This window comes from Microbacterium arborescens, assembly GCF_030369635.1.
GTDB lineage: Bacteria > Actinomycetota > Actinomycetes > Actinomycetales > Microbacteriaceae > Microbacterium.
Genome location: NZ_CP128474.1, coordinates 1,604,853 through 1,619,473 on the forward strand (window position 1 = coordinate 1,604,853; position 14,621 = coordinate 1,619,473).

A 14,621-nucleotide genomic window follows, 5' to 3' on the forward strand; every position below is an offset into this window, starting at 1 on the left:
CCAACTGCTCCCACCACCTGGAGCGCTCGGCAGGCTGCGCAGCACGCGGCTCGTCAGTCAGTCGGAAGAGACGCCAACGCCCACACTCAAGCGACGACTCACGATCCCCCCCCTGTGCTCATGCCAGGACACTACGCTCACGCAGTCCGGATGTGAACACCGAGCAGCGAGAAACCCCCGACACAAGCTGGCGACGAACCCCTGCCCGTGCGGACAGTACGGAGTCCGTGGCGGCACATGCTCCTGTCCATCTCTCGCGATCCGTCGCTATCTCGGCCGGGTCTCCGGCCCCTTGCTGGACCGCATCGACATCGAGCTCTCGCTTTCGCGGGTGTCGCTCGCCGACCTGGCGTCGCGCGGTCCTGCGCAGATGACCACTGCCAATGCGCGGGAGCAGGTCGCAGCCGCGCGAGCGCGGGCTGCCGCGCGGCTGGCGGCGACGCCCTGGCGGACCAACGCCGCTGCCTCCGGAGCCTGGCTGCGCGATGGACCGCTCGCTCCCGAGCCGCGCGTCCGCGCTCCGCTCGACACGGCGCTCCAGCGCGGCTCGCTCACCCTGCGCGGCTACGACCGGGTGTTGCGGGTGGCATGGTCGGTCGCCGACCTCGCCGGTCGCGAGCGCCTGACCGCGAGTGACGTCGGCCGCGCGCTGTTCCTCAAGAAGGGGCTGCAGCAGTGAGTGACGACGAGGTGCGCAGAGCGTTGGCGGGGCTCGTGCCCGCGGGCGACCTCGCGGCTCCCGAAGGCGGTCGCGAGCGTTGGGCACGCGCACGATGGTCGGTGCTGGCCGAGCCCGGCGACGGTATCGCCGGCCTCGCGATCCAGCGCCTGGGCGCGGCCCGTGCGCTCGACTGCGCCCTGCGAGACGACACACCCCCGGCGGAGCTCGACCTCGACGTACGGGACTGGCGCCGCGCCTGTGCCCGGTGGCGTCCGCGACAGGACGACCACCGCTATCCGATCGAGCGGGCTCGGCGGGTGGGCGTCAGACTCGTCATCCCGGGGGATGCAGCGTGGCCGGTGCGCGTCGACGAGCTCGGCATCCATGCTCCGGTCGCGCTGTGGGCACGCGGGCAGACGGATGTGCTCGCCGCGCCGGTGACGGCTGTCGCGCTCGTGGGCGCCCGTGCCGCGACGCCGTACGGGGTGCAGGTCGCGGGGGAGATCGCGGGGGACCTGGCCGTCGGCGGCGCGACGATCGTCTCGGGCGCTGCCGTCGGCATCGACGCGGCGGCGCACCGGGCGTGCCTCGCCGTCGACGGCGTCACGATCGCCGTGCTGGCCGCGGCGTCGACAAGGCGTACCCGTCCGGGCATGCCGCTCTGCTGACAGACGTGTCGCGTCGCGGTGTGGTGGTGAGCGAGGTGCCCTGCGGCACCGCACCGACGAAGTGGCGTTTCCTGCACCGCAATCGGCTCGTTGCGGCGCTCTCCGATGCCACCGTGGTGGTCGAGGCGGGATCGCGGTCGGGTTCGTAGACCACCGCGGGGCACGCAGCGGCGCTCGGGCGGGCACTCGGCGCCGTACCGGGGCCGGTGACCTTGGCGGCTCGGCAGGATGCCACCGGATTCTCCGCGAGTACGATGGCCGGTGCATCACGAGCACAGACGACGTGGGGAGATGCTCGGCTGGTCGAACGAGCCCGGCCCTGCCGCGGCCCTCGACGGCGACGGTCGCACGAACGATGCGAACAGGGTGCTCGACGCGCTGAGCACACGAGCGCCGCGGGGTGTCGCGGAGACCGCTCGACGCTCCGCTGCGGCCGCCGAGGAGGTGAGCGTCTGGCTGGGGCTCCTCGCGCTCGATGGCCCCGTCGTGTCCGACGAACGCGGGTGGCGTCGAAAAGGGAGCTCACCGGACGGCGTCCCGCGACCCTTGCCCGGCGACACCGGCGTATTGGTCATGCTGGGTGCGGGCTTCGGCGACATGCAGCTAGCGCTGGGCGGCGCAGGCCTAAGCACCGTGAGCGGCACGCCGCGGGCAGGCGGCAGGCGCGAAGTCCTGCGGTGCCGTGGGAGGGGGCGGGCAGCGAAACTCTCACCCGGGGGGCCAACGTGCGCCTGCCCTGGCTCCCGCCCCAACCTACGTTGCTCAAAGCGGCGGAATGTACGAGAGCCCCCACCCGCTGCCGCTGCCTAGCGCCGCAGCGACTGGCGCGAACAGCGCGACGGGGCTGCATTGGCGACCGCCCGGCTCCCCGGGTTCTCCGGTGCATGTTGAGGAACCGCCAACGATCCCGCTCACCACTCCCGAGGCGTACGCCATGCCGTTGACCATCTGATAGACCGGGCCGCCGCTATCGCCGTTGCCGGCTGCTTCGACGGAATCTCGTTGGCTGGTCCATGACATGCCCCCGTAGCACTGGAACGCTGAGTAGCAGATCAGGAGCCCCTGATACAGGACTTCGTTGTTACAGACGTTTCCGGATTGCGAGCCGGTGTAGCAGACATCGGTGCCGACTGCGGGGTAGTTGCCGCCTCGAATGAACTCCCCCGTGGCCACGTCGGTGTAGGAACCCGTGTAAATAGCCGGTATGAACTTCGAGTCGATCTTGCCACCTGTCCACAGCGCCGTGTCTGGGGTCAGGCCCGACACCGATGACACCACGCCGTTGAACTTCCCCAGCGCGTTTGTCGTGCTGGGCGCCGAGCGCGAGTAGCCCCAATCGGTGTAGGGCTTTCCGCTTCCGCAATGGTCGGCCGAGAGCATACCGACGTCGGAACCATTGAGCTTGCCGATCTGGAAGCCCGTGCTGCAGAGATAATAGCTGTTCGAGCTCGTGCTATTCGTGCGCATGGCGTTACCGCCTAGCCAATACGTTGACGCGCCCGAGGCATTGCGGTCCGCAGGTGTCACTTCCGGCGCTTTTTCGACCACGAGCGGGATATCAATGTCCAACAGACTCGCAATGTCAACCGCGCTGCGTGTTGCGGCACCACCGGTGGCCTCGATGCCAATCGTGATTTGACTGCCATCTTTTGCGGGGATCGCGGTGACGACCCTACTCTCGCGATCGATTATGCCACCGGAGGCCTGTATCAGCGAAAGCGTTGCGTCGATCTCGCTTTTCGAGTGGAGGGCGGGGATGACCTTCACGTTCGCAGAAGGAAAGTGTTCCTTCAACAGTGGGTCCCAATACTCGGCGGTCTCTGCGGAGTAGATCAGAAGGGTCTCCGTTTCCGACTCCCACTCATAGGTGTTCACGGGCGACGGCTTGATCGTGAGTTCAATGTCCCAGATGCCGTCGGACACCTGTCGTGGCATCTGGCCATCGCCTGGAGCGGTCTCGGTGTCGAGCTCGAACGAATCAGGCCACTCTCCCTCCCAGCGGATGAGACCGGGTCGATCTGGCGGCGCATCCGATACGGCATTAGCAGTCGGCGCGACCAATGCGCCGGAGACCGCGACAGCCGCGGTTCCGATTGAGGCGAGTAGCTGTCTGTGCTTGAACACCTGTGCTCCTTTTCATTGCCGATCCAGGGGGGGGGGGGGGGGGACAGGCCGGCGGACGAGTGTCATCGCCCGCCCGAGAGTCGGAGGGTGGTCTCGCGGTTGAGGACAACGTCGGCCTGCTGGAACTCGCTGAGGCCCGCCGGTACGTCAATCCAGAAAGTGGTTGGTCCGTAGTCGGCTGTGCACATCCAGTTAGACCGGGCCACTTCGATTTCAACGACGGATTTTTGTGTCACGCGCACTGACCTGGGTTCGGCGGGGCAACTGCTGCTGCCGTACGTCGTCAGGACTAGCTGTGAGCCGTCTGCGGACCAGGCGATGACGGGAGTCAGCGCGGGTGAGTCTTCGTCTTCCTGGCTCCGGAACGTCCCGGTGATTTGATCCGCCTCTGGCACGCCGGAGATCTTCTCCGTGTATGCGCTCGCGCAACCCGAGAGGACGAAAACGCTCAACAAGACCAGGGTCACCGGAAGAGCTGGCCTACAACGGCACCGCCTGGTCATCGTCGCACCTCTGGTCTTTCCATTCATGCAATGCGGCCAGGGTACCGCTTTTGATTGTGAAAGGGAACAGCCGGATTTGACGTAATCGGTGACATGCAACGCCGTGGTTCCTGCGGTGTACTACAAGGCCTCTGATCGGGTCATCAAGGTTGCAGTCGCCGGATTAACCGTCCTGACGGTCGTGGGCAGTCCGCTGCGCTCGCGGATGACGACGCATTCGATACGCCAGCCGTTGGGGTTGGCATCCACGAGCGGCCTGAGGGATTCGAGGCCTGTGGGATTGCTAGAGGCACTCGACGCGTCGAGCACGCGCGCGTCGCGGACATCGCGCGGCGCTCGGGTCCGGCGGCCGAGGAGGTAAGCGCCTGGTTGGGGACTCCTCGCGCTCGATGGTCGAGTCGTGTCCGACGAACGCGGGTGGCGTCGAACGGCGAGCTGGCGACCGGCGTCCCGCGAGCCTGGCCCAGCGGCACCGGCGTATCGGTCATGCTGGCTGCATGCTCATCTCGGAGGCGGCGGAGGCGTACGCAGACCACCTGCTGCGCGTGCGCAGACTCTCCGAGAACACCGTCCGGGCCTACCGCAACGACCTCATAGATCTGGCTGGGGCTTCTGGTGACATCGAGCTCGCGGAAGTGGACATCGAGGTGCTGCGTGACTGGGTCTGGCGTGCGAGTGAACGGGGCGACGCGCGCTCGACACTGGCTCGCCGAACCGCGACCGCGCGCGGCTTCTTCGCGTGGGCGACCGAGCGCGGCGTGATCGCCAACGATCCGGCGCTGCGCCTCGCGTCGCCGAAGCGGGCGCGCACCCTGCCCAAGGTCGCGACCGCCCAGACGATGGCGGCGGTCCTGGACGATCTGCGGGTGCGGGCCGCCGACGGAGACCCGGTCCTCCTCCGCGACCACGCGATGCTCGAGCTGCTGTACGCGACGGGTATCCGCGTGTCCGAACTGTGCGGGCTCGACCTGGACGACGTCGACAGTGAACGGCGCACGGCGCGCGTCACCGGCAAGGGCGACAAAGATCGGGTCGTTCCGGTGGGCGGTCCGGCGTTCGACGCCGTGCAGGCGTACCTCGTGCGCGCGCGCCCGGTGCTCGCGGCACGCGCCGCAGGCCACGCGGGCGCAGCGCGCGCGGTGTTCCTCGGCTCACGGGGCGGCCGGCTGACCCCGCGCGGCGTATACGCGACGGTGTCGGAGAAGCTCGGGCCCGCACTCGGGGTTGATGCTGTCGGGCCGCACACCCTGCGACATTCCGCCGCGACGCATCTGCTGGATGGCGGCGCCGACCTGCGTGCCGTTCAGGAGATTCTCGGGCACGCAAGCCTCGGCACGACGCAGATCTACACGCACGTGTCGGGGGAGCGGCTCGCCGCCGCCTACCGCCAAGCTCATCCACGGGCCTGATGGTGCGCCGTGCCGGTCCGTCGTAGCGTGGAGCGCGCCGGGCACATCGTGAGGAGAAGCGTATGAGAACGACCGCCGTCGTCGGGGCTGCCATGGCGCTCGTCGCGATGCTGGCGTCATGCACACCGGCATCCTCGGACGAGCCCGACCGCATCGTCCGCCCCACCGCGCCCCGGACTTCGCCGCCTCCCTCGGCTTCGTCCCCGCCGGTGCCGGACGTGTCGCCGGACGCGACGGCCTCCGCGGCGCCCGGGGCAGGTGACGCCTCGTGTGTCGACGGGGTCCTCGCGATTCGCGGTACCGACCTCGATGCCTCCTTCGCGGGAGAATGCGATCTCGTCCAGATCGAGGGCGCCTCGCTCGATGTCGACCTGGAACGAGCCCGCATCAACCGTGTGGTCGCGAGCGGCGATCGCCTCGAGATCGATCTCGGCTCGGTCGACTCGCTCGAGGTCACGGGACAGTCCGCCGATGTCGATGCCGTCGTCGTCGGCACCCTCGCCGTCGCAGGCGACCGGAACGTCGTCGACGCCGATGAGATCGGAGCCGTTTCGGTGTCGGGCAATGACAATCGCGTCGAAGCGGACCGCCTCGGGGCGGTCACGCAGAGCGGCGACCGCAATGAGATCGGCGCCGGCTGACGCTCAGCAGCACGGCAAGAGGACGGCACGGGCGATGCCGGTGACCATGGTGAGCGGGTTGATGTACTCCCCGTCGCGGCGGATACCGAAATGGACTCCGCCCTCGCCGACATGACCACCGGCGACCGCGGTGCCCACCGGCTCGCCGCGGGCGACCACGGTTCCCGGCACGAGCGTCGTCTCGACCGGCTCGAGGCTGGTCACGAGACCGTCGTCGTGGTCGATCGTCACGACCGGCCTGCCCGCCACCGGGCCCGCGAAGGCGATCGTCCCGTCGGCCGGCGCGACGACCGCGGGGTCCGGGGCTGACAGATCGACCCCGCGGTGCCCGGGCGCGTACTCATGCGCAGGGGCTTCGAATCCACGCACGACCGTGGGCTGTCGGAGCGGCATCGCCCAACCCGGTCGCGGCGCGGGAACGGCATCCGAGTCGGCGCTCGGTTCGGGTCCGGAGCCGCCGAGGAGGAGCGGACTCATCACGATGAGCACTGCTGCCAGACGTCCGACTGCATGGTGGATCATGTGCCGAGTCTCGAGCCGCCGGCGCGGGTGCGAGCGGTGCAGAGCGGACACGTGCAGAAACCGACCGCCGCGAGCCCGGGGGAGGAGTGGCCGACTGCTACACTGATGTCCGCACCTCGCTCGTCGAGGTGACTACGCGTGCCCTGAGCGATCGGTTCGATCGTGGCGCACCTTCCCCAGGTCTCCCGCTCCGGCGGCGAGCGGAAGTGCGTCGGGCACCAGGAACACCGGACCGTCGGTCCGGCGAATCAACCGAAACAGAAGGAGAACGGCCATGGCCGTCGTCACCATTCGCCAGCTGCTCGACAGCGGCGTCCACTTCGGGCACCAGACCCGCCGCTGGAACCCGAAAGTCAAGCGCTTCATCCTGACCGAGCGCTCGGGCATCCACATCATCGACCTGCAGCAGTCGCTGTCGTACATCGACCGCGCCTACGAGTACGTCAAGGAGACCGTCGCCCACGGCGGCACCGTCCTCTTCGTCGGCACGAAGAAGCAGGCGCAGGAAGTCATCGCAGAGCAGGCGACCCGCGTGGGACAGCCCTACGTGAACCAGCGCTGGCTCGGTGGCCTGCTGACCAACTTCCAGACGGTCTCGAAGCGCCTCGCCCGTATGAAGGAGCTCGAGGAGCTCGACTTCGAGAACCCCGCGGCCAGCGGCTTCACGAAGAAGGAGCTGCTGCTCAAGAAGCGCGAGCTCGACAAGCTGCACAAGTCGCTCGGTGGTATCCGCAACCTGCAGAAGACCCCCTCGGCGATCTGGGTCGTCGACGCCAAGCGCGAGCACCTCGCCATCGACGAGGCCAAGAAGCTCGGCATCCCCGTGATCGGCATCCTCGACACGAACGCCGACCCCGACGAGTTCCAGTACCCGATCCCCGGTAACGACGACGCGATCCGCTCGGTGAGCCTGCTCACGCGTATCATCGCCGACGCCGCCGCTGAGGGCCTGATCCAGCGTCACCAGCCGACCGACGAGTCGGCCGAGGCCGAGCCGCTCGCCGACTGGGAGCGCGAGCTGCTCGAGAGCGCTCCGGCAGAGGCAGCTCCGGCCGAGGCTGCTGCGTCGACCGACGACGCCGCTTCGACCGAGGATGCCGCCGTCGAGGGTGCTGCCGCCGAGGTCGCTGCGACCGAGACGCCCGCCGACGAGGCCGGCGCCGAGGCTCAGGCCGAGACCGTCGCCGCCGAGGCGACCGAGAAGTAATCAGCGCGTCTTCCTGACCCGCTACGATCGGCGCGGCCGCGGCTGAGCCCGGCCGCGCCGATCGGCATCCACGAGATTTCCCACAGACAGAAGGAGCCGCCACTCATGGCAAACTTCACCATCGCCGACATCAAGGCTCTGCGCGAGCAGCTCGGCACCGGAATGGTCGACACCAAGAAGGCCCTCGAAGAGGCTGACGGCGACGTCGAGAAGGCCGTCGAGATCCTCCGCCTCAAGGGCGCCAAGGGCAACGCGAAGCGTGCCGACCGCTCCACGAGCGAAGGTCTGGTCGTCGCACGCGAACAGGACGGCAAGGTCACTCTGGTCGAGCTCGCCTGCGAGACCGACTTCGTCGCGAAGAACGACCGCTTCATCGCGCTGGCCGACAAGGTCGCCGATGCTGCCGCTGCAGCATCCGCCGATTCCGTCGAGGCTGCTCTCGCCGCCGACGCGTCGGGCGAGACCATCGAGCAGCTCATCAACGATGAGGCCGCGATCATCGGCGAGAAGGTCGAGCTCCGCCGCGTTCGCACGCTGACCGGTGACGCCTTCGAGATCTACCTGCACAAGACGAGCAAGGACCTGCCCCCGCAGATCGGCGTCGTCGTGGCGTACTCGGGCTCGGACGCCGAGACCGCCCGCTCGATCGCGCAGCACATCTCGTTCGCCAACCCGAGCTACCTCTCGCGTGAGGACGTTCCCGAGGCGGATGTCGAGAAGGAGCGCGAGATCGTCACCGAGATCTCCCGCAATGAGGGCAAGCCCGAGGCTGCTCTCCCGAAGATCGTCGAAGGCCGCGTCGGCGCGTTCTTCAAGCAGGTCGCCCTCCTCGACCAGGACTACGCGAAGGACAACAAGCTGTCCGTCGCACAGGTCGCGAAGGACGCCGGCATCACGATCACCGACTTCGCACGGTTCAAGGTCGGCGCGTAATTGCCCGAAAGGCCCGCATCCTCGGATGCGGGCCTTTTCCATGCCCGTCCGGGCGATACTCTGCAACACAGCGACGAGAGGGACACGATGAACGATGAGAAGACCGGGCGCCGGCGCGTCCTGCTGAAGCTGTCGGGCGAGGCATTCGGTGCCGGCCAGCTGGGCGTCAACCCCGATGTCGTCGGGCAGATCGCTCGGGAGATCGCCGAAGCGGTCGACCGTGTCGAGGTCGCGATCGTCGTGGGCGGCGGCAACTTCTTCCGTGGCGCCGAGCTGAGCCAGCGCGGCATGGACCGTGGGCGCGCCGACTACATGGGCATGCTCGGCACCGTGATGAACGCACTCGCGCTGCAGGACTTCTTGGAGCAGGCCGGCGCGGCCACGCGTGTGCAGTCGGCTATCTCGATGACGCAGGTCGCCGAGCCCTACATCCCGCGCCGCGCAGAACGGCACATGGAGAAGGGGCGCGTCGTGATCTTCGGCGCCGGTGCCGGCCTGCCCTACTTCTCCACAGACACGGTCGCCGCTCAGCGTGCGCTCGAGATCAAGGCCGACGAGGTCCTCGTCGCGAAGAACGGCGTCGACGCGGTCTACACCGCCGATCCCAAGAAGGATCCGACCGCGCAGAAGATCGAGAGCATCACCTATGGCGAAGCACTGCAGCGCGGCTTGAAGGTCGTGGATTCGACGGCATTCAGCCTGTGCATGGACAACCGCATCGACATGCGCGTGTTCGGCATGGAGCCGGCCGGCAATGTGACCCGGGCACTGCTGGGCGAGCGCATCGGCACGCTCGTCACCGTGTGAGCGGCCGCTGCCCGCAGACTAGACTTGACCGGACGTACCGACGAATGGAGTGACGTGATCCCCGAGATCCTCGCTGACACGAAAGCCCGCATGGAACGCGCCGTCGAGGCGGCGAAGGAGGACTTCTCCACCGTGCGAACGGGGCGTGCCAACACGGCGCTGTTCCAGAAGATCCTCGTCGACTACTACGGGTCGCCGACGCCGCTCGCGCAGCTCGCGTCGCTGAACACCCCCGAAGCCCGGACGATCATCGTGACGCCGTACGACAAGTCGGCGCTCAAGGCCATCGAGCAGGCCATTCGCGACACCCCGAACCTCGGCGTGAACCCGACGAACGACGGCAACATCGTCCGTGTCACGATGCCCGAGCTCACGGAGGAGCGCCGCAAGGAGTACGTCAAGCTCGTGCGCTCGAAGGGTGAAGACCACAAGGTCCACCTGCGCGGCATCCGCCGCAAGTCGAAGGACGAACTCGACGGCCTCAAGAGCGAGGTCGGCGAGGACGAGCTGGTGCGCGCCGAGAAGGAGCTCGACGGGCTCACCCGCTCCCACGTCGACCTCATCGACGACGCGCTCAAGCGCAAAGAGGCCGAGCTCCTCGAGGTCTGAGACCGATGAGCGCACCCGGCGACGACGCCCCGTCTCGATCCGAGCGGGAGCGCTCCCGTTCGCGCGAGCACGGCGATTCGACGTTCCAGAATCAGGTGCGTGCTGCGCGGACGGAGTTCGAGCACCAGATCGGCAAGGCTCGGGCTGACTTCGAGCAAGCCAACGAGCGCATCAACGCGCGCACCGGACGCAATCTGTTCGTGGCGACGCTGATCGGCATCGCGATCGGCGTCGTGGTGATCGGCTCGCTCATCTTCGTTAAGTGGGTGTTCGTCCTCTTCGCGATCCCCGTCGCGCTTCTCGGCGTGTTCGAGCTGGTCCGTGCGCTCCAGGCCGCGGGTCGGCGCGTCGACGTCGTGCCGCAGCTCGTCGCCGGTGCCGCGGTGCTGGCGGCGGGCTTCTTCCTGGATGCCGGCACCCATTGGGTCGTGGTTTTCGCGGCCGTCGTGTCGGTCATCGTCTGGCGGCTGATGGCGCAGATGGTGAGCGTTGAGGCGCGCCGCTACGGTCAGGTGCTCAGCGATGTGCTCATCAGCGGCTTCGTGCAGCTCTACGTGCCGTTCCTCGGCAGCCTGCTGCTGATCCTCCTCCGTGAGGACGGCGGCGAGTTCTGGGTGCTGGCGATGATCGCGGTCGTGGTCGGAGCCGATACCGGCGCCTATGCCGCCGGCCTCGCCTTCGGCAAGCATGCGATGGCTCCGCGCATCAGCCCGAAGAAGACCTGGGAGGGCTTCGCGGGGGCGGGCATCGTCGCGATGCTGGTGGCTGTCGGATTCGCCTGGCTGCTGCTGGACCTGCCCGCATGGACCGGCCCGATCATCGGCCTCGTGATCCTCGGATCCGCCACCGTGGGCGACCTGGCCGAATCGATGATCAAACGCGATCTCGGGATCAAGGACATGAGCTCCTGGTTGCCGGGCCACGGGGGAGTGCTCGACCGTCTGGACTCGATCCTCCCGTCCACCGTGGTCGCACTCGTCCTCTTCCACGTTCTTTCTCCCCTGGTGATGTCATGACCTCGACCGAGAGTTCCCTGTCCACGAGCCCGTTCCCCGGGACGCAGGGTCGCGCGAAGGGATACGACCGCGCCGCTGTCGATGCATTCCTGCAGCGTGCCCGCGAAGCGTTCGAATCATCAGAGGACGATGACCTCGACTCCGCCACGATCCGAGCAACGGCTTTCCCCCTCGTGCGGGGCGGGTACGCCGTCGCCCCCGTCGACGCGGCGATCGGGCGGATCGAAGACGCCTTCGCCGCGCGGGAGCGCGAGCGCGCCCTGTCGCGTGCCGGGGCCCGTGCGTGGGTCGGCCGCTCGCGGAACCTCGCGCAGGAGATCCTCGACCGGCTCTCGCGTCCCGAGCGACGGCGATTCGATCGCGTCGGCGTGTTGTCGTACGGCTACCGGATCGACGAGGTCGACCTCGTCGCTGATCGCATCGCGCGCTACCTGGAGTCGGGCGAACCCCTGACCGTGGAGCAGGTGCGTTCCGTCGCTTTCCGGATGCAGCGCGGCGGCTACCGCGAAGCTCAGGTCGACGCCGTGCTCGACGGCGTCGTGTCGGTCATTCTCGCGATCGGGTGAGTCTGATGGAGACATGCGCCTCGTCTCGCTAAACTCGAGGGCATTGTGACTTCCCGCTCGACTGTGACCCGGCGCACGACGCGCACCCCGGTCGCACACGTTCCGGCTCCGGCGCGCGCGCGCTGGTCGCGCAGGCGCGGTGTGTCCGCCGCGTTCGCCGCCGTCGCGGCTCTCGGCATGGCAGGTGGCGCTCTCGCTCCGCTGGGGACGGCGCTCGCGGCCGCGCAAGAGAAGCCGGTCGAGGTCGTCTCGCTCTGGGCTGACTCTCGGGGCGACGCTCAGGCTCTCGCCTCCGACGGGCAGACCCTCGCTCCGGCTCAGCTCGATCGCAGCGGGTTCACCGTCTACGTCACCCCCAAGCCCACGCCGACGCCGACACCGACACCGACCCCCGTCGACGGCGAGAGCGCGGGTGCCTCGCGCTCGGCGCCCGTCATGTACAGCGGCGGCGGATCGTCGACGGACTGGCTGAGTGCGGCCGGCATCCCCGAGAGCGACTGGGGCTACGTCGACTACATCGTCTCGCGGGAGAGCAGCTGGAACCCCAATGCGACCAACGCCTCGTCGGGTGCGTGCGGGCTGGTCCAGGCGTACCCCTGCAGCAAGGTGCCCGGAAGTGGATACGACCCCGTCGACAACCTGAGGTGGGCCAACGGGTACGCCGTCGGTCGCTACGGCAGCTGGGGCGAGGCGTACGCGTTCTGGTCCAGCAACCACTGGTGGTGACAGCGGCCGTCATGCCCCGTTCCAACAGGAGACGGCCGGATCCTCGAGACGACTCGCTCGATCGGCTGCTGAGCGGCTGGAAACGCTCCGAGACGCGGCGCGGCGTCGAGTGGACCGTGCAGCCGGTGTCTGCGGCGCAGGCGCAGAAGACGTACACGTGCCCCGGGTGTGGACGGGACATCGTGCCGGCGACGGCTCACCTGGTCGCGTGGCGTGCGGATGGTGTCCTGGGTGACGCCGCAGACCTGGCCGCGCGTCGGCACTGGCATTCGGCATGTTGGAGGATCGCATGAGCTTCGAAATCCGGGGGCCGGTACAGCTCCCCGCACGGCGCGAGGACATCGAGCTCCACACCCTCGACGACCTGACACTCGTCGGCGAGCTGGCGCTGCCCGAGGAGCGTGAGCCGGTCGCGACGCTCGTCACGCTGCATCCCCTTCCGACCGCGGGCGGCTTCATGGACTCGCACATCCTGCGCAAGGCCGCAGGCCGGCTGCCGGCTCTGGCTGATCTCGCGGTGCTGCGTTTCAACACCCGCGGCACCACGTCGCCACGTGGTACCAGCGAGGGCGCGTTCGACGGCGGTGTCGGCGAGGTCTTCGACGTCGCCGCTGCCATGTCGTTCGTTCATGAGCGGGGGCTTCCCCGCCCGTGGCTCGTCGGCTGGTCCTTCGGAACGGAGCTCGCCCTCAAGTACGGGCGTGACCACGACATCGAAGGCGTGATCCTCCTCTCGCCGCCGCTGCATCGGGCGACCTCCGAAGAGGTCGCCGCCTGGGCCGGCGACGATCGCCGCGTCGTCATCGTCGTGCCCGAGTTCGACGATTACCTCCGCCCCGATGAAGCGCGTGAACGGTTCGCGGCGATCCCGCAGGCGACCCTCGTCGCCGTCGAAGGCGGCAAGCACCTGTGGGTGGGAGAGAACCAGACCCGCCGGGTGCTCACCGAGATCGTCGCGGCCGTGAACCCCGACGCTCTCCCACTCGCCGAAGAGTGGGACGACGACTGAGTCTCAGCGTTCGTTCTGGCGCGGGATCACGACCTGGCGGTAGATGATCAGGATGCTGGCCGCGACGGGGATGGCCACGAGCGCTCCCAGCAGCTGACCCAGCGCCGCACCCGCGAGAGCGGCGATGACCACGACCGCGCCGGGGATCGACACCGCCCGGTTCATGATCCGCGGCGAGATGAAGTACGCCTCGACCTGCATGTAGACCAGGTACCAGATGGCTGCCCAGAGCGCGGTCTGCGGCTCCGCCAGGCCGGGGATGAGGCAGGTGAGCACGATGATCGCCGAACCTGTGAGGGTTCCGACGAGCGGGATCAGCGAGAAGAAGAAGGCGATGACCGCGAGCACGGCGGGGAAGGGGGCCCCGATCACACTCAGGAAGATCGCGCTGAGCACGCCGTTGATCACACCGAGCGACACCTGCCCCATGACGTAGAAGCCGACGGACGCGGTGATCTGCTCGGCGAGATCGATGAAGCGCGGGCGCCGGGATGCCGGGACGAGCTGGTAGACGGCGGCTTTGAGGCTGGGGGTGGACGCGGTGAAGTAGATCGTCAGGATCAGCACGATGACGGCGCCGGTGAAGCCGGTGATGATGCCACCGCCGATGAGGATGATCGAGCCGGTGATGGACCCCCCGATGGCCCCGATGTCGAGCGAGTTGTACCAGTCCGAGAGGTACTGGAACAGCTCATCGACGTTGAGCTGCGGGAAGGTGACGGTCAGCCAGTCCTTGACGGCGTTGACGGGGTCCCAGTTGCCGTTGGTGACGAGATCCTGAATCGCTGCCACGAGCTGGGAGATCTGCGACACGATGATCGGCACGACCATGAGGATGATGCCGGCGAACGCAGCCAGGAGTGCCGCGAACGTGATCAGGAGCGCCGCCCAGCGGGGCAGGCGACGACGTTCAAGCCAGGAGACCACCGGATCGAGGCCGAGCGCGAGGAACAGCGCCGTGCCCACGTAGAGGAGGATCGTCGAGAGGGTTTGGATACCCCCGATGATCACGATGCCGACGCCGACGCCGAGCGTGGCGATCAGCGCGGTGCGAAACGGGTTCTGGATCTTCACGAACGCCTCCGGGGTCGAATCACCTCACTTTACGATCCGAGCGGGCTTTCGGCGGGAGGCGCCCCTTTCACGACCTTTTCAGGTCGTTTTGGATACTCTGGAACGTCGATCAAGCGTTCGGTGGTCCCGTTCCGGATGTGGAGAGG

16 protein-coding genes and 2 pseudogenes are annotated in these 14,621 nt (G+C 68.0%); 14 read left to right on the top strand and 4 right to left on the bottom strand.

Going from position 1 to position 14,621, the window contains the following annotated elements; all coding sequences use genetic code 11:
* Positions 1–187: 187 nt before the first annotated feature.
* The 3 genes and pseudogenes from QUC20_RS07640 to QUC20_RS07650 form a co-directional block, all read left to right on the top strand.
* Positions 188–280, top strand: a pseudogene (locus QUC20_RS07640) (ATP-binding protein); the annotation flags it as partial.
* 90 nt (positions 281–370) lie between these two features.
* Positions 371–679, top strand: a complete 309-nt coding sequence (locus QUC20_RS07645; protein WP_289331412.1) for a magnesium chelatase subunit ChlI family protein — start codon at positions 371–373, stop codon at positions 677–679.
* Between the two features lie 341 nt (positions 680–1,020).
* Positions 1,021–1,478, top strand: a pseudogene (locus tag QUC20_RS07650) (DNA-processing protein DprA).
* A gap of 613 nt (positions 1,479–2,091) precedes the next feature.
* Here the strand turns inward: QUC20_RS07650 and QUC20_RS07655 are convergent.
* Positions 2,092–3,453 carry a chymotrypsin family serine protease gene (locus QUC20_RS07655; RefSeq protein ID WP_289331413.1) on the bottom strand — a complete coding sequence of 454 codons (1,362 nt, stop codon included), beginning with the start codon at positions 3,451–3,453 and terminating at the stop codon, positions 2,092–2,094.
* A 62-nt stretch (positions 3,454–3,515) separates the two neighbouring features.
* Positions 3,516–3,920, bottom strand: a complete 405-nt coding sequence (locus QUC20_RS07660) for a hypothetical protein (RefSeq protein WP_289331414.1) — start codon at positions 3,918–3,920, stop codon at positions 3,516–3,518.
* A gap of 533 nt (positions 3,921–4,453) precedes the next feature.
* On the opposite strand from QUC20_RS07660, the gene QUC20_RS07665 reads away from it, so the two are divergent.
* Both QUC20_RS07665 and QUC20_RS07670 read left to right on the top strand, forming a co-directional pair.
* A complete protein-coding gene (locus QUC20_RS07665; RefSeq protein WP_289331415.1) occupies positions 4,454–5,365 on the top strand; it encodes a tyrosine recombinase XerC in 912 nt (303 codons plus the stop codon).
* A 62-nt stretch (positions 5,366–5,427) separates the two neighbouring features.
* Complete coding sequence (locus QUC20_RS07670) at positions 5,428–6,006, top strand: DUF3060 domain-containing protein (protein ID WP_289331416.1); 579 nt, start codon at positions 5,428–5,430, stop codon at positions 6,004–6,006.
* 3 nt (positions 6,007–6,009) lie between these two features.
* Here the strand turns inward: QUC20_RS07670 and QUC20_RS07675 are convergent, their stop codons facing one another.
* A complete protein-coding gene (locus QUC20_RS07675) occupies positions 6,010–6,528 on the bottom strand; it encodes a murein hydrolase activator EnvC family protein (protein WP_289331417.1) in 519 nt (172 codons plus the stop codon).
* 274 nt (positions 6,529–6,802) lie between these two features.
* Here QUC20_RS07675 and rpsB point away from each other — a divergent pair, with 274 nt between their 5' ends.
* The 9 genes from rpsB (at position 6,803) to QUC20_RS07720 (ending at position 13,401) form a co-directional block, all read left to right on the top strand.
* The gene (gene rpsB / locus QUC20_RS07680; RefSeq protein WP_289331418.1) at positions 6,803–7,735 is read left to right on the top strand and encodes a 30S ribosomal protein S2; all 933 of its coding nucleotides are present in this window, start codon (positions 6,803–6,805) and stop codon (positions 7,733–7,735) included.
* Positions 7,736–7,840: 105 nt separating this feature from the next.
* Entirely contained in the window at positions 7,841–8,668 is an 828-nt protein-coding gene (gene tsf / locus QUC20_RS07685) for a translation elongation factor Ts (RefSeq protein WP_289331419.1), read from the top strand.
* An 87-nt stretch (positions 8,669–8,755) separates the two neighbouring features.
* On the top strand, positions 8,756–9,475 hold the full coding sequence (pyrH, locus tag QUC20_RS07690) for a UMP kinase (protein ID WP_120262693.1): 720 nt from the start codon (positions 8,756–8,758) through the stop codon (positions 9,473–9,475).
* Positions 9,476–9,529: 54 nt separating this feature from the next.
* Positions 9,530–10,084, top strand: coding sequence for a ribosome recycling factor (gene frr / locus QUC20_RS07695; RefSeq protein ID WP_120262692.1), 555 nt, complete (start codon positions 9,530–9,532; stop codon positions 10,082–10,084).
* A 5-nt stretch (positions 10,085–10,089) separates the two neighbouring features.
* A complete protein-coding gene (locus QUC20_RS07700) occupies positions 10,090–11,100 on the top strand; it encodes a phosphatidate cytidylyltransferase (RefSeq protein WP_120262691.1) in 1,011 nt (336 codons plus the stop codon).
* Positions 11,097–11,666, top strand: coding sequence for a DivIVA domain-containing protein (locus tag QUC20_RS07705; protein WP_289331420.1), 570 nt, complete (start codon positions 11,097–11,099; stop codon positions 11,664–11,666). Before QUC20_RS07700 ends, QUC20_RS07705 begins: the two co-directional genes overlap by 4 nt.
* A 141-nt stretch (positions 11,667–11,807) precedes the next feature.
* Positions 11,808–12,392, top strand: coding sequence for an aggregation-promoting factor C-terminal-like domain-containing protein (locus QUC20_RS07710; RefSeq protein ID WP_259455176.1), 585 nt, complete (start codon positions 11,808–11,810; stop codon positions 12,390–12,392).
* A gap of 11 nt (positions 12,393–12,403) precedes the next feature.
* The gene (locus QUC20_RS07715) at positions 12,404–12,685 is read left to right on the top strand and encodes an Rv1322 family protein (RefSeq protein ID WP_120264311.1); all 282 of its coding nucleotides are present in this window, start codon (positions 12,404–12,406) and stop codon (positions 12,683–12,685) included.
* On the top strand, positions 12,682–13,401 hold the full coding sequence (locus QUC20_RS07720; protein ID WP_289331421.1) for an alpha/beta hydrolase: 720 nt from the start codon (positions 12,682–12,684) through the stop codon (positions 13,399–13,401). The genes QUC20_RS07715 and QUC20_RS07720 overlap by 4 nt, the downstream gene beginning before the upstream one ends.
* 3 nt (positions 13,402–13,404) lie before the next feature.
* Here QUC20_RS07720 and QUC20_RS07725 read toward each other — a convergent pair whose 3' ends face one another.
* Positions 13,405–14,475, bottom strand: coding sequence for an AI-2E family transporter (locus QUC20_RS07725; protein ID WP_120262688.1), 1,071 nt, complete (start codon positions 14,473–14,475; stop codon positions 13,405–13,407).
* Positions 14,476–14,621 lie beyond the last annotated feature (146 nt).

Excerpts from the sequence above, each read along its gene's own strand:
- QUC20_RS07645 (WP_289331412.1), top strand. The coding sequence starts at position 371 with ATGACCACTGCCAATGCGCGGGAGCAGGTCGCAGCCGCGCGAGCGCGG.
- QUC20_RS07665 (WP_289331415.1), top strand. The coding sequence starts at position 4,454 with ATGCTCATCTCGGAGGCGGCGGAGGCGTACGCAGACCACCTGCTGCGC.
- QUC20_RS07670 (WP_289331416.1), top strand. The coding sequence starts at position 5,428 with ATGAGAACGACCGCCGTCGTCGGGGCTGCCATGGCGCTCGTCGCGATG.
- QUC20_RS07675 (WP_289331417.1), bottom strand. The coding sequence starts at position 6,528 with ATGATCCACCATGCAGTCGGACGTCTGGCAGCAGTGCTCATCGTGATG.
- rpsB (WP_289331418.1), top strand. The coding sequence starts at position 6,803 with ATGGCCGTCGTCACCATTCGCCAGCTGCTCGACAGCGGCGTCCACTTC.
- tsf (WP_289331419.1), top strand. The coding sequence starts at position 7,841 with ATGGCAAACTTCACCATCGCCGACATCAAGGCTCTGCGCGAGCAGCTC.
- pyrH (WP_120262693.1), top strand. The coding sequence starts at position 8,756 with ATGAACGATGAGAAGACCGGGCGCCGGCGCGTCCTGCTGAAGCTGTCG.
- QUC20_RS07700 (WP_120262691.1), top strand. The coding sequence starts at position 10,090 with ATGAGCGCACCCGGCGACGACGCCCCGTCTCGATCCGAGCGGGAGCGC.
- QUC20_RS07705 (WP_289331420.1), top strand. The coding sequence starts at position 11,097 with ATGACCTCGACCGAGAGTTCCCTGTCCACGAGCCCGTTCCCCGGGACG.
- QUC20_RS07715 (WP_120264311.1), top strand. The coding sequence starts at position 12,404 with ATGCCCCGTTCCAACAGGAGACGGCCGGATCCTCGAGACGACTCGCTC.
- QUC20_RS07720 (WP_289331421.1), top strand. The coding sequence starts at position 12,682 with ATGAGCTTCGAAATCCGGGGGCCGGTACAGCTCCCCGCACGGCGCGAG.